This is a genomic window from Microterricola viridarii, from assembly GCF_900104895.1.
In the GTDB taxonomy this organism is placed as follows: domain Bacteria; phylum Actinomycetota; class Actinomycetes; order Actinomycetales; family Microbacteriaceae; genus Microterricola; species Microterricola viridarii.
On sequence record NZ_LT629742.1, the window covers coordinates 1,249,725 to 1,276,287 of the forward strand.

The window sequence follows — 26,563 nt, forward strand, 5'->3', positions numbered from 1 at the left end:
TGATTAGGTATTAGCGGGCCGCGCAGAGCGCAGGCAGCAGGTCGGCCGGCTGTCCAGGGGGGCAGGGGTCGAAGGTGAAGACGACGAGGGTGCCGAGCACGATGAGCACGACGACGGCGGCGAGGACCGCCGACTTGAGCACGCCGCGGGTCATCGGCAGCGTTGCGTAGTCGTTGATCAGGGTGCGCATGCCGTTGCCGCCGTGGATCAGCGCGAGCCAGAGCATCGCGACATCCCACCACTGCCAGAACGGGTCGGCCAGCTTGCCGCCGACGAAGCCGAAGTCGATCGCCGAGATGCCGTCACCCAGCATGAGGTTGAAGAACAGGTGGCCGAAGATCAGCACGATCAGCACGATGCCGGAGGCACGCATGTAGATCCAGCCCCACTTCTCCCAGTTCACGCCGCGGCGCTTCACCGGGCGAGAGGGGGAGCGGGGGGCTTCGATGGTTGTTGCAGTCATGATGTGCTCCCCTTTCCTAGTGGCTGAAGACGTTGATCAGGTGGCGCGGCGTGAAGCCGAGCATGGTGATCACCCAGAGCGCGATGACGATGTAGAACATCAGCTTCTGGTACTTCACGCCGCCGGCCCAGAAGTCGATCAGGATGATCCGGATGCCGTTGTAGGCGTGGAACACGATCGCACCGACGAGGGCGACCTCGCCGAGACCCATCAATGGCGTCTGGTACGTGCCGATGACGACGTTGTACGCCTCCGGGCTGACGCGAATGAGTGCGGTATCAAGAATGTGGACGAGCAGGAAGAAGAAGATCGCGACACCGGTGATTCGGTGCAGGACCCACGACCACATTCCCTCGCGGCCGCGGTACAGGGTACCGGCGGGGCGAGGTGAGGTGGTGGACTTCTTGGCTGCTGTCAGGGTTCCTGCCGTTTGCTGTGGCATGAACAACCCTCCCTGGCTGAAGTGTGGCCAGTCACTGGCCCGGATTGCTCGATGAGCATGTGAACCCATACTATTCCTCACTCTCAGCGTTTTTCTGGTTAGGTATGCCTTACTCGGCGGCCGTCGCCGCGGTCTGCGCCCGCGGCTGGCCTAGGCTGACTGCGTGACTACGTCAACTGCGCTCGCCCGTTTCTACAGCGTGATCCCCGCCGGAGGCATCGGATCCCGGCTGTGGCCGCTCTCCCGCGCCGACGCCCCCAAGTTCCTGCACGACCTGACCGGTTCCGGCCAGACCCTGCTGCGCGACACCTGGAACCGGCTCGCCCCCCTGACCGGGGATCAGCGGATCATGGTCGTCACCGGCCGAGCCCACCGCAAGGCAGTGGAGGAGCAGCTGCCAGAGCTCGCCGACCACAATGTCGTGCTCGAGAGCGAGCCGCGCGAGTCGGCCGCCGCGATCGGGCTGGCCGCCGCGATCTTGGAACTGCGCGAGCCCGGCGTCATCATCGGCTCCTTCGCCGCCGACCACGTCATCCACCGCGACGACATCTTCCGCCAGGCCGTCGCCGAGGCCGTCGAGGTCGCGGATGCCGGCTACATCGTGACCCTCGGCATCCGCCCGACGGAGCCGGCCATCGGCTTCGGCTACATCCACTCCGGTGGCAAGCTCGACGTTCCCGGCGCCCCGAGCGCCCTCGCCGTCGAGTCCTTCGTGGAGAAGCCGGACCAGGCCACCGCGAAGCGCTACCTGGCCAGCGGCCGCTACCTCTGGAACGCCGGCATGTTCATTGCCCGCGCCGACCGGATCCTCGAGGAGATCGGCCGCTCGGAGCCCGAGCTGCTCGCCGGCCTGCTCGAGCTCGCCGCTGCCTGGGACGACCCGGCCACCCGCGGCCCGGCCGTCGACCGCATCTGGCCGAACCTCAAGAAGATCGCGATCGACTACGCCGTCGCCGAGCCGGCGGCCGCGGCCGGCCGCCTCGCCGTCATCCCCGGCCTCTTCGACTGGGACGACGTCGGCGACTTCGCGTCGATCGCCAAACTGCACTCCGGCGGCCGCAAGAGGGACCTCGCCATCCTCGGCGAGAACGCCCGGGTGCTCGCCGACTCCTCCAGCGGAATCGTCATCTCCGAGGGCGGGCGCACGATCGCGCTGATCGGCGTCGAGGACATCGTCGTCGTGGACACCGCCGACGCTCTCCTCGTGACGACGAGTGCCAACGCCCAGAAGGTGAAGGCCGTCGTCGACGCCCTGAAGCTCTCCGGCCGCACCGACGTCCTCTAACCCAACCAGTAACCGCCCACCCCGTGCACCAGGAGTCGAACGTGAAGAATTCAGCCCGCGGCATCCGTCGCGTCATTGTCCCCGCCGCCCTGCTCGCCAGTGCCGCGCTCCTCCTCGCCGGCTGCGCCTCGGCGCCGGAGGCCGGCGGCGAGAGCACCGCCTCCGACTACTGTGCGCGCATGGTCACGAACTCGGGCGGCCTCGAAGACCGCTCCTTCAACCAGTCCAGCTGGGAGGGCCTGCAGCAGGCCAGCACCCAGTACGACATCGACGTCGCCGCGCTGGTGTCGACCTCCGAGACCGACCTCCGCCCGAACGTCGAGCAGGCCGTCGGCACCGGATGCCAGTTCGTGCTCACCGTGGGCTGGGAGCTCGCCGACGCGACGACCGCCGCGGCCGAGGCCAACCCCGATGTGCACTTCGCCATCGTCGACGAGCAGGTCGAGGCCCCGAACATCAAGCCGATCGTCTTCGACACGGCCCAGGCCGCGTTCCTGGCTGGCTACCTCGCGGCCGGCGTCACCGAGACGGGCATTGTCGCGACCTTCGGCGGCGGCAACCAGCCGCCCGTCACCCTGTTCATGGACGGCTTCGTCGACGGCGTCGCGAAGTACAACGAGGTGCACGGTACCAGCGTGCGCGCGCTCGGCTGGGACAAGGCGAAGCAGGACGGCAACTTCACCGGCGACTTCGAGGACGTCGCGAAGGGCAAGACGCTGACCCAGGGCTTCATCGACCAGGGCGCAGACGTGATCCTGCCCGTGGCCGGCCAGGTCGGCGAGGGCGCTGCGGCCGCCGCGAGCGAGTCCACCGGCGTCTCGATCATCTGGGTTGACAACGACGGCTACGAGACCCTGCCGGCCGCCTTCCGCCCGGTCGTGCTCACCAGCGTGCTGAAAAACACGCAGGACGCCGTGGCGGCCATCGTCGGCGACGATCTGAACGGCACATTCGAGAACACCCCCTTCGTCGGCACGCTGGAGAACGGCGGCGTCGAGATCGCCCCGTTCCACGAGCGCGCGTCGCTGGTTTCGCCCGAGCTCTCCGCCGAGATCGAGGGCATCCGCCAGGGAATCATCGACGGCAGCATCGTCGTCACCTCGCCGAGCACGCCGCGCTAGACCGGCGGACGACCCCTCGCGATCCTCTGCTCACATGAGCAGAGGATCGCGATTTCATAACCATTGAGTCGCGGGCCGAATTTGCTCATAAGAGCAGGGAAATATTCGGTAACGTGACTTGCACAGAGGCCCCGGACTCCGTCGGGGCAGCACCTTGGAGGTCACCTTGACTATCACGACTCGTAAGGCTGGCCTGTCCGGTCTTGCTATTTTTGGCGTTGCCGCCCTGCTTTCGGGTTGTGCATCCGCACCCGAGAGCGGCGGAGGATCCACGGGCGGCGCCGACGGCGCGCTTGACTACCTCCCCTGCATGGTCTCCGACGCGGGCGGATTCGACGACAAGTCCTTCAACCAGCTCGGCTACGAGGGCATGGTCAAGGCAGCGGACGAGCTCGGTGTCGAGTACAAGAAGGTCCAGTCCGACGCTGAGACCGACTACGCCCCGAACCTGACCAACCTCGTTGACCAGGGCTGCAACACGATCGTCACCGTTGGCTTCGCCCTCGCGGCCGCCGCCGGAGAGTCCGCCGCGGCGAACCCCGACATCGAGTACGTCAGCATCGACGACGTCGTCGACCAGGACTTCGACGGCAAGACCGACCAGCCCAACATCAAGCCGATCATCTTCGACACCGCCCAGGCCGCGTTCCTGGCCGGCTACGCCGCAGCTGACTTCTCGAAGACCGGCGTCGTCGGCACCTTCGGTGGCATGAACTTCCCGACCGTCTCCATCTTCATGGACGGCTTCGCGCAGGGCGTTCAGTACTACAACACCGCCAAGGGCAAGGACGTCAAGGTCCTCGGTTGGGACACCGCCGCTCAGGACGGCTCCTTCACCGGTGGCTTCGAGGCCAACGACGGCGCCCGCCAGATCGCGCAGGGCCTGATCGACCAGAACGTCGACGTGCTGCTGCCCGTCGGTGGCCCGATCTACCAGAGCGCCGCTGCCGCCATCCGCGACTCCGGCAAGGAGATCGCACTCATCGGCGTCGACGCCGATGTGTTCGAGACCGACCCCTCGGTCGGCGACCTCCTCCTCACCTCGATCCGCAAGGCGATCGACGTCGGAACCTACGACGCGATCCTCGCAGCGGGCAACGGCGAGTTCGACGCCACGCCGTTCGTCGGCACGCTCGAGAACGAGGGTGTGGGCCTGGCCTCCTTCCACGACTTCGAGAGCAAGGTCAACCCCTCCCTCCAGGGCGAGCTCGACGAGATCAAGGCCGGCATCATCGACGGCTCGATCCCCGTCACGTCGTACCTCGCTGGCTAAGTAGCCGCTGCAACACAGAGCACTGCGTCACACGGGGAGACCAGCGAGAGCTGGCCTCCCCGTGCGGCGTTAAGCCCCGCACCTTTCGCTCAGAAGGCGGGGCTTCGCAACTTATGAGCAAACGGGTCGGATGCAGCCAACTTCCGTGCACAGCCCCCACTTCTGCGCAGGCACTCAATAGAATCGGGAACATGAAGCTCGAACTTCGCGGCATTACGAAAAGATTCGGTGCCCTGGTCGCCAACGACCACATAGACCTCACTGTCGAGGCCGGCGAGATCCACTGCCTACTGGGCGAGAACGGTGCCGGCAAGTCGACGCTCATGAACGTGCTCTACGGCCTGTATCAGGCCGAGGAGGGCGAGATCCTGCTCGACGACGTCGTGCAGCACTTCGCCGGGCCCGGCGACGCCATGGCCGCGGGAATCGGCATGGTGCACCAGCACTTCATGCTCATCCCCGTGTTCACCGTCGCCGAGAACGTCATGCTCGGCAACGAGTCGACCAAGTTCGGCGGGCGGCTCGACCTGCCGGCGGCCCGCGCCAAGGTCAAGGAGATCTCCGCGCGGTTCGGCTTCCACGTCGACCCGGACGCCCTCGTCGGCGACCTGCCCGTCGGTGTGCAGCAGCGCGTCGAGATCATCAAGGCGCTCTCCCGCAACGCCAAGGTGCTCGTCTTCGATGAGCCCACCGCGGTGCTCACCCCGCAGGAGACCGACGAGTTGATGGCCATCATGCGCCAGCTGCGCGACTCCGGCACCTCGATCGTCTTCATCACCCACAAGCTGCGCGAGGTGCGCGAGGTCGCCGACCGCATCACCGTCATCCGGCTCGGCAAGGTCGTCGGCGAGGCATCGCCCACCGCGACCAACGCGGAGCTCGCCTCCCTCATGGTCGGCCGCGCCGTCGAGCTCACCGTGCAGAAGGGCCCGGCCGACCTGCGCGGCCCAGCCTTCGTCGTCACCAACCTGTCCGTCATCGACCCCCTCGGCCAGATCGTCGTCAACGACGTGAGCTTCGAGGTGCAGCGCGGTGAGATCCTCGCCATCGCCGGCGTGCAGGGCAACGGCCAGACCGAGCTCAGCGAGGCCATCGTCGGCCTCCAGCCCCGGGTCACCGGCAGCATCACGCTGGACGGCAAGGAGATCTCCACGCTCAGCGTGCGGAAGATCCTCGACTCCGGCGTCGGCTTCGTGCCGGAGGACCGCACGGAGGACGGCCTCGTCGGCGAGTTCACCATTGCGGAGAACCTCATGCTCGACCGCGCGGACGGCGCGCCCTTCGTCAAGGGCGCGAACCTGCAGCGGGCCTACCTGGCCGAGTTCGCCACCGAGAAGTCCGCCGAGTTCGACGTGCGCTCCCAGGGCATCGACACCAAGGTCGGCCGCCTCTCCGGCGGCAACCAGCAGAAGGTCGTGCTGGCCCGCGAGCTCAGCCGCGAGCTGCGCCTCTTCCTCGCCGCCCAGCCCACCCGCGGCATCGACGTCGGCTCCATCGAGTTCGTGCACAAGCGCATCGTCGAGACCCGCGACTCGGGCGTGCCCGTGATCGTCGTCTCCACCGAGCTCGACGAGGTCACCGCCCTTGCCGACCGCATCCTCGTGATGTACCGCGGCAAGGTCATTGGAATTGTCCCAGGCGACACCCCGCGCGACGTGCTGGGTCTCATGATGGCCGGCGAAACGCCGAGCAACGAAGGAGCAGCGGCATGAGTGCCTCTCAGACAGCGCCGGGGCTGACCCCGCCCGACACCGTGCCGGGCACGGAGCCGTCCCGCTGGCAGAAGGCCTTCCGCGAGATCGCCACCGGCAACGCGATCATCTCCGTGCTGGCCGTCCTGCTCGCGCTGCTCGTCGGCGCGATCATGATCGCCTTCACCGATGAGCGGGTGCAGGAGACCGCCGGGTACTTCTTCGCCCGCCCCGGCGACATGCTGGGCGCCATCTGGCAGTCGGTCTCGGGTGCGTACTCCGCGCTGTTCCAGGGCTCGATCTACAATTTCCGGCGCGACGGCTTCCTCGACGGCATCAAGCCGCTGACCGAGACGCTCGTCTTCGCCACCCCGCTGATCGCCGCCGGCCTCGGTGTCGGCCTCGCATTCCGCGTCGGCCTGTTCAACATCGGTGCCAAGGGCCAGATGCTCATCGCCGCGGCCTGCGCCGGCTGGGTGGGCTTCGCGGTCGAGCTGCCGTGGGGCCTGCACATGATCGTCGCGCTGCTCGCCGGCGTGCTGGGCGGTGCGCTCTGGGGCGGCATCGTCGGGCTGCTGAAGGCGCGCACCGGCGCCCACGAGGTGATCGTCACGATCATGCTCAACTACATCGCCTTCTACCTGATCTCCTACGCGCTCCGCACCCAGGGCCTGCTGCAGGCGCCGGGCTCGACGAACCCGAAGACGGCTCCGATGCTGGAGACGGCCATCTTCCCGTCGCTGCTCGGGCCGCGCTACAACCTGCACATCGGCTTCATCCTCGTGATCGGCGCGACGATCTTCGTGTGGTGGCTGCTCGGCCGCTCGAACCTCGGTTTCAAGTTCCGCGCCGTCGGTGAGAACCCGAACGCCGCGCGCGTGGCCGGCATCAACGTCAAGAACATGTACGTCTACGCCATGCTGCTCGCCGGTGGCCTCGCCGGCCTCGCCGGTGTCAGCCAGGTGCTCGGCACGGTCACCACCGGCTTCAGCGCCGGAATCGACGCCGGCATCGGCTTCGAGGCGATCACGGTCGCCCTGCTCGGCCGCTCCCGCCCGTGGGGCATCTTCGCGGCCGGCCTGCTGTTCGGCGCGTTCAAGGCCGGCGGCTTCTCGATGCAGGCTGCAGAGGGCATCCCCGTCGAGATCATCGTCGTCGTGCAGGCGCTCATCGTGCTCTTCATCGCCGCCCCGCCGCTCGTGCGGGCGATCTTCCGCCTGCCGTCCCCGGACTCCACCCCGCGCAGACAGCGCCCCATCGTTACCAAGGAGGTGGCAGCAAAGTGAGCGCATCACCCGCCGTCGTCATGCCGTCCTCCGAGCCGATCGCGCTCGACACCGCCGTGATCAAGAGCTGGAAGGCCCCCATCGCCTTCGGCATCTTCACGGTGATCGCCTTCCTCATGTTCGTGCTGAATGCCCGGCCGGGCGAGACCACCTTCCGGCTCTCGACCGAGCGCGACGCCGTGCAGCTGCCCGAGGTCGTTGTGAACTCCGCGACGACCGGCTGGGTGGTCTTCCTCGCCCTCGTGCTGATCACCGCGGCATCCGCCCTCGCCGTCATCTCACGGCGCAAGGTGTCGATCTGGCTCACGGTGCTGTTCGCGCTGCTGTTCATGATCGGCTTCCTCGCCTGGGCTGCAGCCGGCTCATCGCTCCCGGTGACCGGCCTGCTGTTCGGCTCGGTCAGCCTCGCCGTTCCGCTCATCTTCGGTGCACTCGGCGGCGTCATCTCCGAGCGCGGCGGCGTCGTCAACATCGCCATCGAGGGCCAGCTGCTGGCCGGCGCGTTCACCTCGGCCGTCGTCGCGTCGAGCACGGGATCGCTCGTGCTCGGTGTGCTGGCCGCGCTCGTCGCCGGTGTGCTGGTCGGCATGGTGCTCGCCGTCTTCGCGATCAAGTACCTGGTCGACCAGGTGATCGTCGGTGTCGTGCTCAACGTGCTCGTCACCGGCCTCACCAGCTTCCTGTTCTCGCAGGTGCTCGCGCCGAACGCCGCCATGCTGAACACCCCGCCGCGCTTCCCGCGCCTGGAGATCCCGCTGCTCAGCGACATCCCGATCATCGGGCCGGTGCTGTTCAAGCAGACGGTCATCGTCTACGTCATGTACATCGCCGTCGCCGCCGTGGCCTACGCGCTGTACAAGACCAAGTGGGGCCTGCGGCTGCGCGCCGTCGGCGAGCACCCGAAGGCCGCGGACACCGTCGGCATCAAGGTGAACGCCACCCGCTTCTGGAACGTGGCCCTGGCCGGGGCGATCGCCGGCATCGGTGGATCCTTCTTCACCCTCGGCTCCGTCGGCGCCTTCAACAAGGAGATGACGGCCGGCGCCGGCTTCATCGCCCTCGCCGCCGTGATCTTCGGCCAGTGGGACCCGATCAAGGCCACCCTCGCCGCGCTGCTGTTCGGCTTCGCCACCAACCTGCAGAACGTGCTCGGGATCATCGGCTCGCCGGTGCCGAGCGAGTTCATGCTAATGCTGCCCTACGTCGTCACCATCTTCGCGGTGGCCGGCCTGGTCGGCGTCTCGAGGGCCCCCGCCGCCGACGGCAAGCCGTACATCAAGTAATTCAGCACCGAGTCAGGAGATCGACGTGAACGCCGTGACATCCGAGAACATCGACTGGGACGGCTTGCACGCCGCGGCCCTCGAGGCGATGGCGAAGGCCTATGTGCCCTACTCGAAGTTCCCCGTCGGCGTGGCCGCGCTGGTCAGCGATGGCCGGGTGATCAGCGGATGCAACGTCGAGAACGCCTCATACGGGCTCACTCTGTGCGCGGAGTGCGCGCTCGTGTCGTCGCTGCACATGACGGGCGGAGGGCACCTTGTCGCCTTCGCCTGCGTGGACGGCAACGGCAACGCGCTCATGCCCTGCGGCCGCTGCCGCCAGCTCCTGTTCGAGCACTCGGCGCCAGGCATGCTGCTGCAGACCGTTTCAGGAATCAAGACGATCGACGAGGTCCTGCCGGACGCCTTCGGGCCGCGCACCCTCGCCGCATTCGCAGAAGGAGCATCATGAGCACCATCGAGGCATTCGACGCCGTCGACCTCATCCACACCAAACGCGACAAGGGCACCCTCTCCACCGCCCAGATCGACTGGCTGATCGACGCGTTCACCCGCGGCTACGTCGGCGACGAGCAGATGGCCGCCATGGCCATGGCGATCTTCCTCAACGGGATGTCGCGCAGCGAGATCCGCGACCTGACCATGGCGATGATCGCCAGCGGCGAGCGGATGAGCTTCGCCGAGCTCGGCAAGCCGACCACCGACAAGCACTCCACCGGAGGCGTCGGCGACAAGATCACCCTGCCCCTGATGCCGCTCGTCGCCGTCTTCGGCGCGGCCGTCCCGCAGCTCTCCGGCCGCGGCCTCGGCCACACCGGCGGGACGCTGGACAAGCTCGAGTCGATCCCGGGCTGGCGCGCGAACCTCACGAACGAGGAGATGTTCGCCCAGCTGCAGCAGCACGGCGGCGTCATCAGCGCCGCCGGCAGCGGGCTGGCCCCGGCCGACGGCAAGCTGTACTCGCTCCGCGACATCACCGGCACCGTCGAGGCGATCCCGCTGATCGCCTCCTCGATCATGTCGAAGAAGATCGCGGAGGGCACCGGCGCCCTCGTGCTCGACGTGAAGTTCGGCTCCGGCGCCTTCCTCAAGGACATCGAACGCTCTCGCGAGTTGGCGCAGACGATGGTCGCCCTCGGCGAGGACGCCGGCGTCGCGACCTCCGCCCTGCTCACCAACATGAATGTGCCGCTCGGCCTGGCCATCGGCAACGCCAACGAGGTGCGCGAGTCGGTCGAGGTGCTCGCCGGCGGCGGCCCGCGTGACGTGGTCGAGCTGACCGTCGCACTGGCCGAGGAGATGCTGGCGCTCGTCGGTATCACCGACGTCGACGTGGCGGCCGCGCTCCAGGACGGCCGCGCCATGGACAAGTGGCGCGACGTCATCCGCGCCCAGGGCGGCGACCCGGATGCCGCGCTGCCGGTTGCCCGCGAGACGCACACAGTCGTCGCCGACCGCGACGGCGTGCTGGTGGAGCAGCAGGCGCTGCCGTTCGGCATCGGCGCCTGGCGCCTCGGCGCCGGCCGCGCCCGCAAGCAGGACCCGGTGCAGCACGCGGCCGGCATCGACCTGCACGCCAAGCCGGGCGACGAGATCCGCGCGGGCCAGCCGCTGTTCACGCTCAGCGCCGACGAGCCGGAGCGCTTCGCTCGGGCCCTCGAGGCCGTCGAGGGCGCCTGGCGCATCGGCGACCCCGGCGAGCCCGTGCTGGACGGTGGCCCCCTCATCGCGGAGCGCATCGGCCGCTAGCCCCCTCCCCAGTTGCCGATTTTCGGGGGTGCAAGCGTCTCACACCCCCGAAAAACGGCAACCGGGCGTGGTGTCGGCCGCGCTCATACACACCCAGTTGCCGAACTTCGGGGGTGCGCGGCCCGCGCACCACTGATGTGCGGCAACAGCGTGCGGCAACTGTGTGCGGCGTCAGACGGGCGGACCGGGCGCGGGCTCAGGGGCGCCAACCCCTGTCGAGGAGCGCTTGTCTGGTTCGCTCGACCGCCTCGGCGAGCGACATGTGCTTGTTCTGGCGGATGTGGCGCCAGTCCTCTGCCGCGATGTCGTTGAGGCGCTGCACGTCGCGCGCATACTGGGCATCGAGCTGCCTGTGCTGTTCGCCGTCGTATTCGAGCAACACCTTGTACTCCGGGTAGACGAGGTCCCCGAGCGCGATGGGCCGGCCCTGCCGGTCAAGGATCCACACGTTCACCTCGGGCTCCGGCAGGCCCGCCGCGACCACGGCGCGTCGCAACCGGGTCTCGCGCGGCGACTCCACACGGGCACGGAGCTGCGGGTAGGCCGCGCGCACGTGGGCGTGGCCGCGGCGGCCACCAACCGCGCGCACACTGCGCTCGATGTCGAGCGCCGTGCAGAGTGGGTGCGGGCGGCCGAGCAGGCGATCGCCCGCCTCGATCATCTCCTCGACGTCGAGCACCGCGCCGAGCTGGCACCAGGCCTGCGCAGGCGAGAGCACCGGCAGAGTGCCCATCATCCGGACGATGGGGATCCCCGTCTTCACCGTGTGCCCGACGATTCCGGCCATGCGTCGCGCCCGCACGGGATGCTTGACGCTCACATGAAGGAGCGCGTCATCCGTGACCCGGAAGGGCAGCGGGAGGCCGTGCAGCGCCGCTGCGGTCTGATGGCTGAAGAAGCCGCCCGGAGGCATGCGCACCGCGTACGCCCCGCACAGTGAGCGGAGGTCTGTGGGGCTCCCCGCCGGCACCCGCACCCCGAAGAACGGCGCCTCCAAGTCTGCGGCGCGCGTGCGCCCGTCGGAGGCGCCCGCATCGCGCACCGACGCGTAGTTGAAGGCCGAAGCGGTGCCGAACCCGCCCGGCAGCTCGGAGCGTCTGGTCATGGCGCCAGCGTGGCAGAATCCGAGCCGGCCCCGTCAGAGTTATCCACAGCCTGCGCGCCGTCGCACCCACCCCGTCGCGCCCGGTTGCCACCTTTCGGGGGTGTCGGCCGAGCCGCACCCCCGAAAATCGGCAACTGGGGGGTTGGGGCGTGGGGCGGCGGGCGAGCGCGCTACCGGTGGCCCCTGCGAATCTGCCGAGACATCCTGGCCGTGCGGCCACTAGATTTGTAAGGGTGAACACCTCTTCGAATGAGCACCTTCTGCCCGGCGGCGGCGTCAGCATCGACGCGCTGCCCAAGATCTCCCTGCACGACCACCTCGACGGTGGCCTGCGGCCGCAGACGATCATCGAGCTCGCCGACGTGATCGGCCTCGATATCCCCACGACGGATGCCGCAGAACTCGGCGCCTGGTTCGCGAATCAGGCCAACTCCGGCTCGCTCGTGGACTACCTGAAGACCTTCGACGTCACCACCAGCGTCATGCAGACCGCGGAGGGCCTCGAGCGGGTCGCCCGCGAGTTCGTGCAGGACCTCGGCGCCGACGGCGTCATCTACGGCGAGGTGCGCTGGGCGCCCGAGCAGCACCTGGCCCGCGGCCTCAGCCTCGACGAGGTCGTCGAGGCCGTGCAGCGCGGCATCGACGCCGGCATCGACGACGTGTACTCCGCCGGGCGCGAGATCCGCATCGGCCAGCTCGTCACCGCCATGCGCCACGCCGACCGCGGCCTCGAGATCGCCGAGCTGGCCGTGCGCCACCGCGAGCGCGGCGTCGTCGGGTTCGACATCGCCGGCGCAGAGCTCGGCTTCCCGGCCGGCAACCACAAGGCCGCCTTCGACTACCTGGCCCGGGAGTTCTTCCCGGTGACGGTGCACGCCGGCGAGGCCGACGGCGTGGACAGCATCCGCGGCGCGCTGTTCGACGGCCGGGCCCTGCGCCTCGGCCACGGCGTGCGCCTCGCCGAGGACGTCACGATCGAGCGCGAGGACGACGACAACAGCTACGTCACTCTCGGACCCGTCGCCCGGTGGGTGCGCGACCGCCAGATCGCCCTCGAGCTCAGCCCCTCGTCGAACCTGCAGACCGGCGCCATCGCCGCGTGGGGCGACGAGCTGATCGACCACCCCTTCGACCTGCTCTACCAGCTCGGCTTCCAGGTGACGGTCAACACCGACAACCGCCTGATGAGCAACACGAGCCTGAGCAACGAGCTCGGCCTGCTCAGCGACGCCTTCGGCTACGACCTGGACGACTTCGAGAAGTTCCAGCTGAACGCCGCCGCGGCGGCGTTCCTGCCGCTGGAGGACCGGGAGGAGCTCGCCGAGGCGATCTCCGACGGTTTCGCCGAGGCCTGAGCCTCGGCACCCGGCACGCATCACCTCACCCTGCCCCACCACGAGAAAGACACCGATGACTCTCCCGCCCCTGCCCGACTCGGCCATCGACATCGCCGTCAGCGCCGCCGATTGGCGCGCAGCCGTTGAACTGTGCGGGGCCGCGCTGACGCGCTCCGGCGCCACGAGCCCCGGGTACACGGGGCGCATGGTGCAGGTCATTGACGAGTTCGGTGCATACATCGTGATCGCGCCCGGGCTCGCCCTCGCGCACGCCCGGCCCGGCCCCGATGTGCTCCGGGAGGGGCTCAGTGTGGTCACGCTCGCCGAGCCCGTCTCCTTCGGGCACCCGCACAACGACCCGGTCAGCGTGGTCGTCGGCCTCGCGGTGAAGAGCTCGGACGAGCACGTGCACTCGATCGCCGCGCTGGCGAACGTGTTCAACGATGAGACGGTCATCCCCGCGCTGGCCGCGGCACCTGATGCCGACACCGTGCGTGCGCTGCTCGGCGTGACCGAGTGAAGATCGTCGCGATCTGCGGGGCGGGCATCGGCACCTCCGGCATTCTCAAGGTGAACGCCGAGCGGGCCCTCGGCCGGCTCGACATCGAGGCCGACGTCACGGCCTCGGATGTCGCCGGCGTCGCCGCCCAGGCGGCAGACGCCCAGGTGATCCTCACCTCGCCGGAGCTCGTCGCCCACATCGGCAAGACGAACGCCGACGTAGTCGTGATCAACAACTACTTCGACCTCGAGGAGATCACGGCGAAGCTGGAGACGGCGCTCGGCTAGAGCGGAAATCAGTCGACAGAGCAACAGACACAGAGAAGGGGCAGGGCGCCGCGGCGCCCTGCCCCTTCTCTGTTTTTGTTCTCTGTGTCTGTTCTCTGGCTGTGAGTTGCTACGCGTTCACGAGCGCGCGCATCCCGGTCTCCAGGGCTGCGACGGCGGCCGCGGCGGCCGCCTCGCGCTCCACAACCGAGCCGTCCGTCGAGGAGGCGTCGATGTAGACCTTGAGCTTGGGCTCGGTGCCGCTCGGGCGCACCATCACCCGCGATCCGTCCTGGAGCCAGATGCGCAGCACATCGCTCGGGGGCAGCGCCCCGAAGCCGTCGGCGAGATCGTCGATCTGCTTCACCCGGATGCCGCCGATCTCGACGGGCGGGTCGGCCCGGAGCGCCTGCATCACCTCGGAAATGCGGGAGAGGTCGGTGACGCGCACCGAGATCTGGCTGGACGCGTACGCGCCGAACGTCGCCGTGAACTCCTCCAGGTGCGCGGCGAGGGAGCTGCCGGCGCCCTTCAGCTGGGTGGCGAGGTCGAGCAGCGCGATCGCGGCGGAGATGCCGTCCTTGTCGCGCACCGTCTCCGGGTTCACCAGGTAGCCGAGCGCCTCCTCGAAGCCGAAGATCAGGCCGGGGGCGCGGGACACCCACTTGAAGCCGGTCAGGGTGTTCGCGAAGTCGAGCCCGTAGTGGGCGGCGACCGCCTGCAGGGCGGGGGAGGAGACGATCGAGCAGGCGAGCGTGCCCGTCGGGCCGCCGTCCCCCGGTGCCTCGGCGGCCAGGCGGGCGGCCCGCCAGCCGAGCAGGGCGCCCAGCTCGTTGCCGCTCAGCCGGCGGTAGCCGCTGGCATCCGTCGCCGAGGGGATGGCGACCGCGAGGCGGTCGGCGTCCGGGTCGTTGGCGATGATCAGCTCGGCACCCAGGGCGGCGGCGGTCTCGACCGCAAGGTCCATCGCGCCGGGCTCCTCCGGGTTGGGGAAGGCCACGGTCGGGAACGCGGGGTCCGGCTCGATCTGCGCGTCGACCGGGTGCGGCAGGGCGAAGCCGGCCGCGGCGAGGACGCTCCGCGTGGTCTCCCAGCCGACGCCGTGCATGGCGGTGTAGACCACGGAGAGCTCGGCCCGTCCGCTCTCCGGCGCCGCCGATGCCACGGCGGCCGTCGCGGCCACGTAGGCGTCGACGACGCCCTCCTCGGCCGTCTCGAACGCCGCGCGGGGCAGCGCGAGCACGTCGGCCTCCGCGGCGACGCGGAGGATGTGGTCGGCGATGGCGCCGTCGACGGGGGAGACGATCTGCGAGCCGTTGTTGGCGCCGCCGAGGTACACCTTGTAGCCGTTGTCGTTCGGCGGGTTGTGCGAGGCCGTGACCATCACGCCGGCGCTCACGTCGAGGTGGCGCACCGCGAAGGCGACCAGCGGGGTCGGGAGCAGGCGGGGGAGCAGGATGGCGCGCACCCCGGCGCCGGCCATGAGCTCGGCCGTGTCGCGGGCGAAGACCGCCGAGTTCTTGCGGCCGTCGTAGCCGATCACCACCGAGGGGGTGCTGCCGGGCTCGGCCGTCTCGAGCAGGTAGGCGGCGAGGCCGGCGGCGGCCTGGGAGACGAGCACCCGGTTCATCCGGTTGGGGCCGGCGGCGATCTCGCCGCGGAGGCCGGCCGTGCCGAACGCGAGGCGCTCGTCGAAGCGGTCGTGCAGCGCGGCCAGCGCGTCGGGGTCGCCGGCGGATGCCGCGTCGATCAGGCCCTGCAGCTCGGCGCGGGTCTCCTCGTCCGGGTCCTGGGCGATCCACGCCCGGGCGGAGGCGAGCAGCGCGGCATCCGCGCTCATCAGATCGCCGCCACGATGCGGGCCAGCAGCGCGGAGATGACGGGCTCGGCCAGCTGGCCGGCCTCGATCACCTCGGCGTGGCTGAGCGGGGTCTTCTGGATGCCGGCGGCCAGGTTGGTGATGAGCGACATGCCCAGCACCTCCATGCCGGACTGGCGGGCCGCGATGGCCTCCAGTGCGGTGGACATGCCGACGATGTGGCCGCCGATGATCTTCGCCATCTGCACCTCGGCCGGCGTCTCGTAGTGCGGGCCGCGGAACTGGCAGTACACGCCCTCGTCCAGGGTGGAGTCGATCGAGCGGGCCAGCTCGCGCAGACGGCTCGAGTACAGGTCGGTCAGGTCGACGAAGGTGGCGCCCTCCAGCGGGGAGTCGGCCGTCAGGTTGATGTGGTCGCTGATCAGCACCGGGGTGCCGGGCGTCCACGTCTCCTTGATGCCGCCGGCACCGTTGGTGAGGATCATCGTCTTCACGCCGGTGGCTGCGGCGGTGCGCACGCTGTGCACGACCCGGCGCACGCCGTGGTCCTCGTAGTAGTGGGTGCGGGCGCCGATGACGAGGGCGCGCTTGCCGGTCGGCAGCAGCACGGAGCGCAGCGTGCCGACGTGGCCCTCGAGTGCCGGCTTGCTGAAGCCGATGATCTCCTGGGCGGGAATGGTCGCCGTGGTCTCGCCGAGCAGCTCGGCGGCCTTGCCCCAGCCGCTTCCCAGCGTCAGGGCGATGTCGTGGCGCTCGACACCGGTCTTCTCGGCGATCTGCTCTGCGGCCTGACGGGCGATTTCGAACGGGTCGGCGTCGGGCAGGTCAAGGGGGTTCATTTCAGACATGGGTCAACTCTAATGACGGATGCCGCCGCGCCACAGGCCGTGCTCAGATGCGCGCGTTTGTGGCTGCGCGCGCGACTGGGAGAGAATAGAGCAATGGCCTACGAGTTCGAACGCACCCACAGAATCGCAGTACTCGGTGGAGGGCCCGGCGGGTATGAAGCGGCGCTCGCCGGAGCGCAGCTGGGAGCCGAGGTCACGCTCGTCGAGCGGGTCGGAGTCGGCGGGGCCGCCGTGCTCACCGACGTCGTGCCGTCCAAGTCGCTGATCGCGACGGCGGAGGCCTCGAACTCGATCAAGGAGGCCGCCGACCTCGGCGTGCAGTTCTTCGTCCGCGGCGGCGACGGCGCCCCCGTGCGCCCCGAGGTCGCCATCAACCTGGCCGCCGTCAACAAGCGCCTGCTCAGCCTCGCCCGCCAGCAGTCGGAGGACATGAAGGCCAACCTGCTGCGCGCCGGCGTGCGCCTGGTGCAGGGTGAGGGGCGCCTGGACGGCTCCGGCGCGCTCATCGTCTCCACCGCCCAGGGCGATGCCGGCACCGACTTCGAACGCATCGAGGCCGACACCATCGTCGTCTCCGTCGGCGCGAGCCCGCGCGTGCTTGCCTCCGCGGTTCCGGACGGGGAGCGCATCCTCACCTGGACCCAGCTTTACGACCTGCAGACGGTGCCGGAGCACCTCATCGTCGTCGGCTCCGGCGTGACCGGCGCTGAGTTCGCCTCCGCCTACCGCGCCCTCGGCGCCAAGGTGACGCTCATCTCCAGCCGCGACCAGGTGCTGCCCGGCGAGGACGTCGACGCCGCCCACGTCATCGAGAACGCGTTCAAGCGCAACGGCATGCGCGTGCTGAACAAGTCCCGCGCCGACTCCGTCGTGCGCACGGAGACCGGCGTCATCGCCACCCTCTCCGACGGCAGCACCGTCGAGGGCAGCCACTGCCTGATGGCCGTCGGCGCCATCCCGAACACGGCGGGCATCGGCCTGGAGGAGGCCGGCGTGCAGCTGGACGAGTCCGGCCACATCCGGGTGAACCGGGTGGCGCGCACCTCGATGCCGAACATCTACGCCGCCGGCGACTGCACCACCTTCATGCCGCTGGCCTCCGTGGCCTCCATGCAGGGCCGCACCGCCGTCTTCCACGCCATGGGCGACGCCGTCAGCCCGCCCGAGCTGCAGAACATCACCTCGAACATCTTCACCCAGCCGGAGATCGCCACCGTCGGCTGGACGCAGAAGCAGATCGAGGAGGGCATCCGCCGCGGCGAGATCTACAAGCTGCCGCTCGCCTCCAACCCGCGCGCCAAGATGATGGGCATCAAGGAGGGCTTCGTGAAGCTCTTCGCCAGCCGCGGCACCGGAACGGTCATCGGCGGCGTCATCGTCGCCCCGAAGGCCAGCGAGTTGATCTTCCCGCTGGCGCTCGCCGTGGAGAACCGCCTCACGGTCGACCAGATAGCCGACGCCTTCCCGGTGTACCCGTCGCTGAGCGGCAGCATCTCGGATGCTGCCCGCGCCATGCACATCGTGCACAGCTAGCGACGGGCCGCCGACGCCCGCGCCCTACCGGAACGCGCTCTCGCCGGTGACCCGGCGGCCGATCAAGAGGGCCTGGATGCTCTCGGTGCCCTCGTAGGTGTGCACGGCCTCCATGTCGATGAGGTGCCGGATGACGTGGTTCTCCAGCAGCACCCCGTTGGCGCCGAGCATGTCGCGGGCGATGGAGGCCACCACCCGCGCCTTGCGCGTGCAGGTGTATTTCGCCATGGACGCCATCACCGGGTCGAGCTCGCCGCGCGAGTCGAGCTCGGCCAGGTGCCGGCAGTGCAGCTGCATCGAGGTGACGTCGGAGAGCATCTGGGCCAGCCGCTCCTGCACCAGCTGGGACTGGGCCAGCGGGCGGCCGAACTGCACCCGCTGTTGCGAGTAGTTGAGCGCGGCCTCGTAGCAGGCGACGGCGTGGCCGAGCGCCGACCAGGCGACGCCGAGCCGGGTGGCGTAGAGCACCCTCGCCGTGTCGGCGAAGCTCTGCGTCCCGGGCAGCACGGCGTCGGCCGGCACCCGCACGTTCTCGAGGGTGACCCGGGTCTGGTGCACGGAGCGCAGCGCCATCTTGCCGGTGAGCACCTCCGCGCTGTAGCCGGGGGTGTCCTGCGGCACGAGGAAGCCGCGCACGGCCCCGCCGCGGTGCTCGGGGTCGTCGCTCGGCACCCGGGCCCAGACGATCGTGACGGCGCCGCCCAGGGCGTGGCCGATCCACTTCTTGGTGCCGTTGATCACCCAGCCGTCGGCATCCGGCACCGCCGTCGTCTCGAGCGCCACCGAGTCGGAGCCGTGCAGCGGCTCGGTCAGCGCGAACGCGGCGAGGACCTCTGCCCGCTCGACCGGGACCAGCCAGCGCGCCTTCTGCTCCGCGCTGCCGTGCAGGGCGATCGTGCGGAGCGCGAGCCCGCCCTGGATGGCGATGATGGTGCCGAGCGAGCCGTCGCCGCGGGACACCTCCATGGTGACGAGGCCCGCGGCCAGCGGCGAGAGCGTGCGCAGGCCCTCACCGGCGACGCCGTCGTTCAACAGCCCGAGCTCGCCCATCCGGCGCACCCGCTCGAGCGGGTACTCCGCGTTCTCCCACGCCTCGTTGACCGTCGGCCAGATCTCCTCGACGAACTGGCGGGCCGTCCGCCATGCCGCCCGGTCGGCCTCGGGGATGTCGGCGAACACCCGGTAGAAGTCGGTGTCAAGCGGCTCGGAGACGTCGTAGTCCTGGATCACGTGGGCCCTCCCGGTCAGGCGGCACCCGGTGCGGCGTCGCGCGGAACTCCCAGTCTCGCGCGCAGGGGCCGCCCTGTCGAGAGGCTGAGCAGACCTGTCAGGGAGCAGCCGTTCAGCGGATGCGAGCGCGCGGCAGCGGCCTGTCTGCTCGAAACTGCGGCGTGTCGCCCCGCGCATCCGCAGAACGGCTGCGCGGGGTTCGGAGCCCGTATGCCGCGCACCGCGCGCCGGGAAAAACGAGCGGGGGCTTCTGCACAGTGCTGGAGAGCAGCACTGTGCAGAAGCCCCCGCTCGAGGCTTGTGGCCCTAGTCGACGATGCTCAGCAGCAGGTGCCCGGAGGACACCGTGGAGCCGACCGCGGCGTTGACCGGGCCGACGGTGCCGTCGCGGTGCGCGGTGATCGGCTGCTCCATCTTCATGGCCTCGAGCACGACGATGAGGTCGCCCTTGACGACCTTGTCGCCCTCGGCGACGGCGATCTTGACGATCGTCGCCTGCATCGGCGCGTTGACGCTGTCGCCGGTGGAGGTGTTGACGGATGCGGAGGCACGACGGCGCGGGGCGGGGCCCGCGGTGAGCTCGGCGGAGCCGGGCAGCAGGCGGGTCGGCACGGTGACCTCGATGCGGCGTCCGTCGACCTCGACGACGACGCTGTGGCGCTCCTGCGGGGCGGCGGCCTCCTCGCCGGTTCCGCTCCACGGCTCGATCTCGTTGACGAACTCGGTCTCGATCCAGCGGGTGTAGATGCTGAACGGCTCGCCGTTCTCCGGGGCGAAGGCCGGGTCGCTCACGATCGCCCGGTGGAAGGGCAGCACGGTCGGCAGACCGGCGACCTCGAACTCGTCGAGGGCGCGGCGCGAGCGCTCCAGCGCCTCCTCGCGGGTGGCACCGGTGACGATGAGCTTGGCCAGCAGCGAGTCGAAGGAGCCGGAAATGACATCGCCGGCCTGGACGCCGCTGTCGACGCGCACGCCGGGGCCGCCGGCGGGCTTGAAGACGTGGATCGGGCCGGGGGCCGGCATGAAGTTGCGGCCGGCGTCCTCGCCGTTGATGCGGAACTCGAAGGAGTGGCCGCGCGGGGTCGGGTCCTCATAGTCGAGCACGCCGCCCTCGGCCAGGCGGAACTGCTCGCGGACCAGGTCGATGCCGGTGATCTCCTCGGAGACGGGGTGCTCCACCTGCAGGCGGGTGTTCACCTCGAGGAAGGAGACGGTGCCGTCCTTGCCGATGAGGAACTCGCAGGTGCCGGCGCCGACGTAGCCGACCTCCTTGAGGATGGCCTTGGACGCGCGGTAGAGCTCGGTGTTCTGCTCTGCGGTGAGGAACGGTGCCGGCGCCTCCTCGACGAGCTTCTGGTGGCGGCGCTGCAGCGAGCAGTCACGGGTCGAGACGACGACGACGTTGCCGTGCGCGTCGGCCAGGCACTGGGTCTCGACGTGGCGGGGCTGGTCGAGGTACTTCTCGACGAAGCACTCGCCGCGGCCGAAGGCGGCGATGGCCTCACGGGTCGCGGACTCGAACAGCTCGGCGACCTCGTCGCGCTCGCGGGCGACCTTGAGTCCGCGGCCACCGCCGCCGAAGGCGGCCTTGATGGCGACGGGCAGGCCGTGCACGTCGACGAAGGCGAGCACCTCTGCGGCGTCGGCGACGGGGTTCAGGGTGCCGGGGGCCAGCGGCGCGCCGACCTTCTCTGCCACGTGGCGGGCGGACACCTTGTCGCCGAGCTTCTCGATGGCCTCGGGGCTCGGCCCGATCCAGGTGAGCCCGGCGGCCATGACGGCGCGGGCGAAGTCGGCGTTCTCGGCGAGGAAGCCGTAGCCGGGGTGCACGGCGTCGGCGCCGGAGCGGCGGGCGATGGAGAGCAGCTTGTCGATGACGAGGTACGTCTCGGCGCTGGTGCTGCCGTCCAGGCCGTACGCCTCGTCGGCGAGGCGCGCGTGCTGGGCATCGCGGTCCTGGTCGGCGTAGACGGCGACAGAGAGAATTCCGTGGTCGCGAGCGGCCCGCATCACGCGAACGGCGATCTCGCCCCGGTTAGCGACAAGGACCTTGGTTATACGAGGCATAGTTCCCTAGCTTATTGCCCCGCGCAGGCCGGGCTTTGGTTGGTATCGACAAACATGCCCCGGAAGAGCTGCGGATGTCGACAATTCTGCTCGTGCTCAGCGCCGGTTCCAGAGGCTCGGCCAGTCCACGCCGAGCTCCCGCACCAGTTCCCGCAGCGTCGAGAGGGAGAGGCCGACGACCGTGCTCGGGTCGCCGTCCACCCGGCGGATGAAGGGCCCGCCCAGGCTGTCGATGGTGAAGGCGCCGGCCACGGAGAGCGGCTCGCCGGTGGCGATGTAGGCGTCGATCTCTGCGTCATCCGGCTCGGCGAAGGTGACGGTGGCCATGTCGGCCCGGCCGACCGCGCCGCGCACCCTGCCGCCGCGGTGATCGATCAGCCAGTGCCCGCTCCAGAGCTCGCCGGTGCGCCCGCGCTGGCTGAGCCAGCGCTCCCTGGCCACGGCCGGCTCGTGCGGCTTGCCGAAGATCTGCCCGTCGAAGAGGAAGGCGGAGTCGCCGCCGAGGATCAGCCCGTCGATGGGCCCTCCCGCGACGTGCGCGCCGACGATCGCCTCCGCCTTGGCCTGCGCCAGCAGCTGCACCATGTCCGGGGCGGCAAGCGGGCCCTGCTCGGCCTCGACCCGGGCGACGAGCGCCTCCTCGTCGACCCCGGGGGAGTGGGTGAGCGGCTCGATGCCGGCCGCCCGCAGCGTGGCGAGGCGGGCGGGGGAGGTCGAGGCGAGGTAGAGACGCATTCGGTGCCTTTCATTTGCCCGCGGTGTGGGACGATCAATGCATGGGTAATCGAGCACGTTCTGCAGGATCCGCACGACCGGCTAAAGCCGCACCAGCACGCGGGAGCAAACGAGCACAGCCTCAAGCGCAGCCGCAGGCCGCACAGGCGCCGCGGGCCCGGGCTGCCAAGCCCGCCGGTCCGGCCGTCGGCACGGAGGTCGAGCTCGACGTCACCAACGTAGCCCACGGCGGTGTCTTCGTCGCCCGCCACGAGGGCCGGGTCATCTTCGTCAGCGACAGCCTGCCCGGCGAGAAGGTGCGCGCCCGGATCACGGATGACGGCCACGCCAGCTTCTGGCGTGCAGAGACCCTCGAGGTCCTGGACGCCGCGCCCGAGCGCCGCGAGCACATCTGGGCCGAGGCGGCACTCAGCCGCGACCCCGCCGTGCGCGCGGGCGGTGCCGAGTTCGGCCACATCGAGCTGGCCGCCCAGCGCAGCCTCAAGGCCGCCGTGCTCGCCGACTCGCTGCAGCGCTTCGCCAAGCTCGGCGCCGACGTCACCGACGGCCTGAGCGTCGAGGCCATCGCCCCCGCCAGCGACGCACCGGCCGGCGCGGAGCAGGACGGCACCGGCTGGCGCACCCGGGTGCGCCTGCAGGTCGACGAGCAGGGCCGGGTCGGCCCGTACGCGGCCCGCTCGCACACCGTCGTGCCCGTCACCTCGCTGCCGCTGGCCACCGCCAGCGTCGCCGAGCACGCCCCGCTGACCCAGCGCTTCCCCGGCGCCGCCTACGTCGATGTCATCGCGCCGAGCGCCGACGCGACCCGCCTCGTCGTCGTCGAGCGCGACGCGAAGGGCCGCCCGGCGCAGCCGGCCACCCAGACCATCTACGAGGTCGTCAACGAGCGCACCTTCGGCCTCTCCGCCGGCGGCTTCTGGCAGGTGCACGCCAACGCGGCAGACACCCTGTACCGCGCCGTGCAGTCCACCATCGACGAGGCCGAGTTCGACCCGCGCGCCGCCAACCTCGACCTCTACGGCGGGGTCGGCCTGCTGGCCGCCGCCGTCGGCGACCGCTTCGGCGAGACCGTGCGCATCACCACCGTCGAGTCGGACGCCGTCGCCACCGACCACGCGGCAGAGAACCTGGCCGAGTGGGTCGGCGCCGCCGCCATCACCGACCGGGTCGACCGCTACCTGGCCCGGGTCAACCGCGACGCCAGCGCGGCAGAGCGCGCCCGCCTGCAGGCCGCGACGGTCGTGCTCGACCCGCCGCGCGCCGGCGCCGGCCGGGCCGTGATCGACTCGTTGGCCGCCCTCCGCCCGCGCCAGCTGATCTACGTGGCCTGCGACCCCGTTGCGCTGGCCCGTGACATCGGGCTGCTGGCCGGCCACGGCTACGAGCTGGCCTCGCTGCGCGCCTTCGACCTGTTCCCGAACACCCACCACGTCGAGGCCGTCGCCCGACTCGTCCCGAGCAACTAGGGCGGTAGAGCAGATGGTGATCACTGAACAGGCACTGGCACGCGTCGCAATCGTCGACGACCACGAGTCGGTCCGACTCGGCATCACGGCGGCCTGCGCGGCCGCCGGCTACGACGTCGTCTTCACCGCCGCCACCGCGCAGGCGCTGATCGACGGCCTGGACGGGCGCCCGGTCGACGTGGTCGTGCTCGACCTCTCGCTCGGCGACGGCTCCCGGATCACCGACAACGTCAAGCTCGCCCAGGCCACCGGGGCGGCCGTGCTGGTGCACAGCATCGCCGACCGGGTCGCCAGCGTGCGCGAGGCCCTGGCCGCAGGCGTCGCCGGCGTCATCCCCAAGTCCTCGCCGACCACCACGGTGATGGCGGCCATCGCCACGGTGGCCAGGGGAGAGGTGCTCAACAACCTCGAGTGGGCCACGGCCATCGACGCCGACCGCGACTTCGCGAAGGCGCAGCTGGGCCGGCGCGAGCGCGACGTGCTGCACCTCTACGCCTCCGGCCTGCCGCTCAAGCTCGTCGCCGGGCAGCTGGGCATCGCCCACTCCACGGCGCGCGAGTACCTGGACCGCATCCGCATGAAGTACGTCGAGGTCGGGCGCCCGGCACCGACCAAGGTCGACCTGTTGCGCCGCGCCGTGGAGGACGGAATCCTGCCGGGGCTCGACCAGGACGGCGAGGATGGTCGCGGCTAGCACCGTCGCGCCCCCCGCGCGCGGCAGCACGGGGATCAGGGCGATCAGCGCGGCCAAGATCGAGGTCATCGCCGCGCGCGCCGTCGGGATCTTCGGCATCGTCTTCGGCCTGCAGTGCCTGCCGATCATGTTCCGGCAGCTGCCGGACCTCGACCGCGGGTGGGCGGATGCCGTCAACCTGGCCGTGTTCGGCGGGCTCATCCTCGTCGCCGTCGCCAGCGTGTTCAACCGCTTCGTGCGGCTCACCACCAGCTGGGTGGCGATCGCCTATCTCGGCGCGCTGCTGGTCTGGCCGCTGACGGTGGTCGACACCGCCCCCTTCGCCACCCAGGCCTCCTGGCTCTGGTTCCTCTGCACCGTGGCGACGGCCTGCGCGGCGGTCGCCTTCCCCGTCGTCTGGGCCGCCGCGTACACGGTGATCGTCCCGGTCGTCTACGGCGCGCTGCGCACCCTGCCGTCCGGCGGCAGCGCCGACACCGCGCTGGCCGCCCTGGACGCGCTGTACGCGATCATGCTGGGCCTCGTGGTGCTCATCATCATCACGATGCTGCGGCAGGCGGCATCCGCCGTCGACGTCGCCCAGATCGCCGCCCTGAGCAGCTACACCACCGCCGTGCGGCAGCACGCGACGGAGCTGGAGCGGATCGAGGTCGACGCCATCGTGCACGACAGTGTGCTGACCACCCTGCTCTCCGCCGCGAACGCCCGCACCGATGCCGACGGCGAGCTGGCGGCCCGGATGGCCAGGGAGGCGATCGCCAAGGTGGATGCCGCGAGCAGCGTGCTCCCCGGCAGCGACCGCGCCGTGCCCGTCGCCCACCTCGAGCGCCGGCTGCGCGCCGCCGTCGCCGGGTTCTCGGCGCCGGTCAGCGTGAGCGTCGGACCCCTGGTCGGCCACACGCTGCCGGCGCAGGCTGCGGAGGCGCTGTACTCGGCCGCCGTGCAGGCGCTGGTGAACAGCCTGCAGCACGCGGGCGGGAACGGCAGCGAGCCAGCGCTGCGGCGCCCGGTGCGCCGCTCGCTCACCATGCACGCCGACGCCTCCGGCATGGTGCGCCTGGCGATCGCGGACAGCGGCGTCGGCTTCGACGTCGACGCGACGCCGGCCGCCCGGATCGGCGTGCGCGTCTCCATCCTCGAGCGCATCTCCTCCGTCGGCGGCGTGGCCCGGGTGCAGAGCGCCCGCGGCGCAGGCACGACGATCGTGCTGGCCTGGCCGGCACCGAGCGAGGGCGGCCAGGCATGATCACGATTCCCCGGCTGCTGATCCTCGCCCTCGGCGCCCTGTTCTCCGGCTACCACGTCATCCTCGGCCTCTATGCCCTCTCGGTGCCGGACTCGCCGTGGCCCTCCGTTGTGGCGATGGCGCTCTACGCCGTGGCCACCCTGATCGCCCTCTGGCCGAGCAGCCCGACCCGGATGCCGCTCTGGCTCGGCGGGTTCACCCTGGCGACGGCCATCGCCCTGCCGCTGCTGGTGGCGAGCCAGCTGGATCCGGGGCAGGACAACGGCTACGCCACCTGGTACGTGGCGGCGGTCGGCACCCTGATGACGATCGCGGCCGCCCGCCGGCGCCTCGCCCTGGCCTGGGCCGGCGTCGGCTTCCTCGCCCTGCACACGCTGATCTGGGCCGGGCCGGGCGCGCTCGGCGGCATCGGCGTCGTCGGCAGCATCGTCTGGGTGGCCGTCGCGCACATGCTCGGGCTGCAGCTGGCCAAGGCCGGCCGCGACGCGAACCACTTCCTGCGGGCCGAGCGGGAGGCGACCGAGTGGCAGGCCGCCCAGGACGCCCACCTCTACGAGCGGCGCTTCCGGCTCGCCCAGACGAACCGCATCGCCGCCCCGATGCTCCGCCGCATCTCGGACGTCGGCGGCGACCTCAACGACGAGCAGCGCCAGGAGTGCCGCAACCTCGAGGCGGCCATCCGCGACGAGATCCGCGGCCGGATGCTGCTGAACGACCGGGTGCGCGCCGCCGTGCGCGCCGCCAGGGGGCAGGGCGCGATCGTCACCCTCCTCGACGAGGGCGGCATCGACGAGCTGGGCGACGGGGATCGCGGCCGCGTGCTGGACACGCTGGCCGACGCGATCGGCGGCAGCGCGGCCAACAAGATCATCGCCAGGACCGTCTCCGACGGCTCTGAGACGGCCGTGACGGTCGTCGGCCTGCGCCTGAGCGACGGCGGCAGCGCGAGCGCGCTCGGCCACGAGGAGCTCGATGACGAGGTCGAGCTGTGGCTGGAGATCCCGCGCAGCCTGTGAGGCGCGGGCCGGAGGGCCTGGTCTGGCTGACCTGAGCGGCGAGGCTGCGAGGCGGGGCCTGCGAGCAGCGAACGCGTGAAGTGAGGATTTCTTCCGCACCGGTGTA

The 26,563-nt window shown here is 70.4% G+C and carries 24 protein-coding genes; 16 read left to right on the forward strand and 8 right to left on the reverse strand.

All coding sequences use genetic code 11. The features are described from left to right. Positions 1-10: 10 nt before the first annotated feature. Both BLT62_RS05690 and sdhC read right to left on the reverse strand, forming a co-directional pair. Positions 11-463, reverse strand: a complete 453-nt coding sequence (locus tag BLT62_RS05690) for a succinate dehydrogenase hydrophobic membrane anchor subunit (protein ID WP_083363188.1) — start codon at positions 461-463, stop codon at positions 11-13. A 16-nt stretch (positions 464-479) separates the two neighbouring features. After that, on the reverse strand, positions 480-905 hold the full coding sequence (gene sdhC / locus BLT62_RS05695) for a succinate dehydrogenase, cytochrome b556 subunit (protein ID WP_083363189.1): 426 nt from the start codon (positions 903-905) through the stop codon (positions 480-482). A 163-nt stretch (positions 906-1,068) separates the two neighbouring features. Between sdhC and BLT62_RS05700 the strand changes: the two genes are divergently transcribed. The 8 genes from BLT62_RS05700 (at position 1,069) to BLT62_RS05735 (ending at position 10,593) form a co-directional block, all read left to right on the forward strand. Further along, positions 1,069-2,190 (forward strand): mannose-1-phosphate guanylyltransferase, encoded by a 1,122-nt coding sequence (locus BLT62_RS05700; protein ID WP_083363190.1) that lies wholly within the window; start codon positions 1,069-1,071, stop codon positions 2,188-2,190. Between the two features lie 41 nt (positions 2,191-2,231). Then, complete coding sequence (locus tag BLT62_RS05705; RefSeq protein WP_083363191.1) at positions 2,232-3,311, forward strand: BMP family lipoprotein; 1,080 nt, start codon at positions 2,232-2,234, stop codon at positions 3,309-3,311. 166 nt (positions 3,312-3,477) lie between these two features. Beyond that, entirely contained in the window at positions 3,478-4,584 is a 1,107-nt protein-coding gene (locus BLT62_RS05710) for a BMP family lipoprotein (RefSeq protein WP_083363192.1), read from the forward strand. A gap of 191 nt (positions 4,585-4,775) precedes the next feature. Continuing rightward, on the forward strand, positions 4,776-6,296 hold the full coding sequence (locus BLT62_RS05715; RefSeq protein ID WP_083363193.1) for an ABC transporter ATP-binding protein: 1,521 nt from the start codon (positions 4,776-4,778) through the stop codon (positions 6,294-6,296). Then, complete coding sequence (locus tag BLT62_RS05720; RefSeq protein ID WP_083363194.1) at positions 6,293-7,561, forward strand: ABC transporter permease; 1,269 nt, start codon at positions 6,293-6,295, stop codon at positions 7,559-7,561. The genes BLT62_RS05715 and BLT62_RS05720 overlap by 4 nt, the downstream gene beginning before the upstream one ends. A 20-nt stretch (positions 7,562-7,581) precedes the next feature. Then, positions 7,582-8,844: an ABC transporter permease gene (locus BLT62_RS05725; RefSeq protein ID WP_083365327.1), complete on the forward strand. Its 1,263-nt coding sequence runs from the start codon at positions 7,582-7,584 to the stop codon at positions 8,842-8,844. A gap of 25 nt (positions 8,845-8,869) precedes the next feature. Next, positions 8,870-9,295, forward strand: a complete 426-nt coding sequence (locus BLT62_RS05730; RefSeq protein ID WP_083363195.1) for a cytidine deaminase — start codon at positions 8,870-8,872, stop codon at positions 9,293-9,295. Beyond that, positions 9,292-10,593 carry a thymidine phosphorylase gene (locus BLT62_RS05735; RefSeq protein WP_083363196.1) on the forward strand — a complete coding sequence of 434 codons (1,302 nt, stop codon included), beginning with the start codon at positions 9,292-9,294 and terminating at the stop codon, positions 10,591-10,593. Before BLT62_RS05730 ends, BLT62_RS05735 begins: the two co-directional genes overlap by 4 nt. A gap of 196 nt (positions 10,594-10,789) precedes the next feature. Here BLT62_RS05735 and BLT62_RS05740 read toward each other — a convergent pair whose 3' ends face one another. Next, positions 10,790-11,698, reverse strand: a complete 909-nt coding sequence (locus BLT62_RS05740; RefSeq protein ID WP_083363197.1) for a hypothetical protein — start codon at positions 11,696-11,698, stop codon at positions 10,790-10,792. A gap of 233 nt (positions 11,699-11,931) precedes the next feature. Between BLT62_RS05740 and BLT62_RS05745 the strand changes: the two genes are divergently transcribed. Genes BLT62_RS05745 through BLT62_RS05755 form a run of 3 tightly spaced genes read left to right on the forward strand, consistent with a single transcriptional unit; the run spans position 11,932 to position 13,824 of the window. Then, positions 11,932-13,053 (forward strand): adenosine deaminase, encoded by a 1,122-nt coding sequence (locus BLT62_RS05745; RefSeq protein ID WP_083363198.1) that lies wholly within the window; start codon positions 11,932-11,934, stop codon positions 13,051-13,053. Positions 13,054-13,108: 55 nt separating this feature from the next. Continuing rightward, positions 13,109-13,555, forward strand: a complete 447-nt coding sequence (locus tag BLT62_RS05750) for a PTS sugar transporter subunit IIA (RefSeq protein ID WP_083363199.1) — start codon at positions 13,109-13,111, stop codon at positions 13,553-13,555. Then, positions 13,552-13,824, forward strand: coding sequence for a PTS sugar transporter subunit IIB (locus BLT62_RS05755; protein ID WP_083363200.1), 273 nt, complete (start codon positions 13,552-13,554; stop codon positions 13,822-13,824). Before BLT62_RS05750 ends, BLT62_RS05755 begins: the two co-directional genes overlap by 4 nt. Positions 13,825-13,933: 109 nt before the next feature. Here BLT62_RS05755 and BLT62_RS05760 read toward each other — a convergent pair whose 3' ends face one another. Both BLT62_RS05760 and BLT62_RS05765 read right to left on the reverse strand, forming a co-directional pair. Further along, a complete protein-coding gene (locus BLT62_RS05760) occupies positions 13,934-15,643 on the reverse strand; it encodes a phospho-sugar mutase (RefSeq protein WP_083363201.1) in 1,710 nt (569 codons plus the stop codon). Continuing rightward, complete coding sequence (locus tag BLT62_RS05765; RefSeq protein ID WP_083363202.1) at positions 15,643-16,470, reverse strand: purine-nucleoside phosphorylase; 828 nt, start codon at positions 16,468-16,470, stop codon at positions 15,643-15,645. The genes BLT62_RS05760 and BLT62_RS05765 overlap by 1 nt, the downstream gene beginning before the upstream one ends. Before the next feature lie 93 nt (positions 16,471-16,563). Here BLT62_RS05765 and BLT62_RS05770 point away from each other — a divergent pair, with 93 nt between their 5' ends. Next, the gene (locus tag BLT62_RS05770; protein ID WP_083363203.1) at positions 16,564-18,003 is read left to right on the forward strand and encodes an NAD(P)H-quinone dehydrogenase; all 1,440 of its coding nucleotides are present in this window, start codon (positions 16,564-16,566) and stop codon (positions 18,001-18,003) included. 24 nt (positions 18,004-18,027) lie between these two features. Here the strand turns inward: BLT62_RS05770 and BLT62_RS05775 are convergent, their stop codons facing one another. From BLT62_RS05775 to BLT62_RS05785, 3 genes are all read right to left on the reverse strand, one after another. Beyond that, positions 18,028-19,233, reverse strand: coding sequence for an acyl-CoA dehydrogenase family protein (locus BLT62_RS05775; RefSeq protein ID WP_231919361.1), 1,206 nt, complete (start codon positions 19,231-19,233; stop codon positions 18,028-18,030). A 306-nt stretch (positions 19,234-19,539) separates the two neighbouring features. Continuing rightward, positions 19,540-21,300, reverse strand: a complete 1,761-nt coding sequence (locus tag BLT62_RS05780; RefSeq protein WP_083363205.1) for an acetyl/propionyl/methylcrotonyl-CoA carboxylase subunit alpha — start codon at positions 21,298-21,300, stop codon at positions 19,540-19,542. 96 nt (positions 21,301-21,396) lie between these two features. Then, positions 21,397-22,035, reverse strand: a complete 639-nt coding sequence (locus BLT62_RS05785; protein ID WP_083363206.1) for a Maf family protein — start codon at positions 22,033-22,035, stop codon at positions 21,397-21,399. Positions 22,036-22,076: 41 nt separating this feature from the next. Here BLT62_RS05785 and BLT62_RS05790 point away from each other — a divergent pair, with 41 nt between their 5' ends. Genes BLT62_RS05790 through BLT62_RS05805 form a run of 4 tightly spaced genes read left to right on the forward strand, consistent with a single transcriptional unit; the run spans position 22,077 to position 26,457 of the window. After that, positions 22,077-23,501 (forward strand): class I SAM-dependent RNA methyltransferase, encoded by a 1,425-nt coding sequence (locus BLT62_RS05790; RefSeq protein WP_156786251.1) that lies wholly within the window; start codon positions 22,077-22,079, stop codon positions 23,499-23,501. Positions 23,502-23,514: 13 nt separating this feature from the next. Beyond that, positions 23,515-24,195 (forward strand): response regulator transcription factor, encoded by a 681-nt coding sequence (locus tag BLT62_RS05795; protein ID WP_083363207.1) that lies wholly within the window; start codon positions 23,515-23,517, stop codon positions 24,193-24,195. Beyond that, positions 24,182-25,441, forward strand: a complete 1,260-nt coding sequence (locus BLT62_RS05800; RefSeq protein WP_083363208.1) for a sensor histidine kinase — start codon at positions 24,182-24,184, stop codon at positions 25,439-25,441. The genes BLT62_RS05795 and BLT62_RS05800 overlap by 14 nt, the downstream gene beginning before the upstream one ends. Continuing rightward, the gene (locus BLT62_RS05805) at positions 25,438-26,457 is read left to right on the forward strand and encodes a hypothetical protein (RefSeq protein ID WP_083363209.1); all 1,020 of its coding nucleotides are present in this window, start codon (positions 25,438-25,440) and stop codon (positions 26,455-26,457) included. Before BLT62_RS05800 ends, BLT62_RS05805 begins: the two co-directional genes overlap by 4 nt. Positions 26,458-26,563 lie beyond the last annotated feature (106 nt).

Bases quoted from the DNA above. Each gene is read 5' to 3' on its own strand.
- BLT62_RS05690 (WP_083363188.1), bottom strand. From the start codon at position 463: ATGACTGCAACAACCATCGAAGCCCCCCGCTCCCCCTCTCGCCCGGTG.
- sdhC (WP_083363189.1), bottom strand. From the start codon at position 905: ATGCCACAGCAAACGGCAGGAACCCTGACAGCAGCCAAGAAGTCCACC.
- BLT62_RS05715 (WP_083363193.1), top strand. From the start codon at position 4,776: ATGAAGCTCGAACTTCGCGGCATTACGAAAAGATTCGGTGCCCTGGTC.
- BLT62_RS05720 (WP_083363194.1), top strand. From the start codon at position 6,293: ATGAGTGCCTCTCAGACAGCGCCGGGGCTGACCCCGCCCGACACCGTG.
- BLT62_RS05725 (WP_083365327.1), top strand. From the start codon at position 7,582: ATGCCGTCCTCCGAGCCGATCGCGCTCGACACCGCCGTGATCAAGAGC.
- BLT62_RS05735 (WP_083363196.1), top strand. From the start codon at position 9,292: ATGAGCACCATCGAGGCATTCGACGCCGTCGACCTCATCCACACCAAA.
- BLT62_RS05740 (WP_083363197.1), bottom strand. From the start codon at position 11,698: ATGACCAGACGCTCCGAGCTGCCGGGCGGGTTCGGCACCGCTTCGGCC.
- BLT62_RS05750 (WP_083363199.1), top strand. From the start codon at position 13,109: ATGACTCTCCCGCCCCTGCCCGACTCGGCCATCGACATCGCCGTCAGC.
- BLT62_RS05760 (WP_083363201.1), bottom strand. From the start codon at position 15,643: ATGAGCGCGGATGCCGCGCTGCTCGCCTCCGCCCGGGCGTGGATCGCC.
- BLT62_RS05765 (WP_083363202.1), bottom strand. From the start codon at position 16,470: ATGTCTGAAATGAACCCCCTTGACCTGCCCGACGCCGACCCGTTCGAA.
- BLT62_RS05770 (WP_083363203.1), top strand. From the start codon at position 16,564: ATGGCCTACGAGTTCGAACGCACCCACAGAATCGCAGTACTCGGTGGA.
- BLT62_RS05780 (WP_083363205.1), bottom strand. From the start codon at position 21,300: ATGCCTCGTATAACCAAGGTCCTTGTCGCTAACCGGGGCGAGATCGCC.
- BLT62_RS05785 (WP_083363206.1), bottom strand. From the start codon at position 22,035: ATGCGTCTCTACCTCGCCTCGACCTCCCCCGCCCGCCTCGCCACGCTG.
- BLT62_RS05790 (WP_156786251.1), top strand. From the start codon at position 22,077: ATGGGTAATCGAGCACGTTCTGCAGGATCCGCACGACCGGCTAAAGCC.
- BLT62_RS05795 (WP_083363207.1), top strand. From the start codon at position 23,515: ATGGTGATCACTGAACAGGCACTGGCACGCGTCGCAATCGTCGACGAC.
- BLT62_RS05800 (WP_083363208.1), top strand. From the start codon at position 24,182: ATGGTCGCGGCTAGCACCGTCGCGCCCCCCGCGCGCGGCAGCACGGGG.
- BLT62_RS05805 (WP_083363209.1), top strand. From the start codon at position 25,438: ATGATCACGATTCCCCGGCTGCTGATCCTCGCCCTCGGCGCCCTGTTC.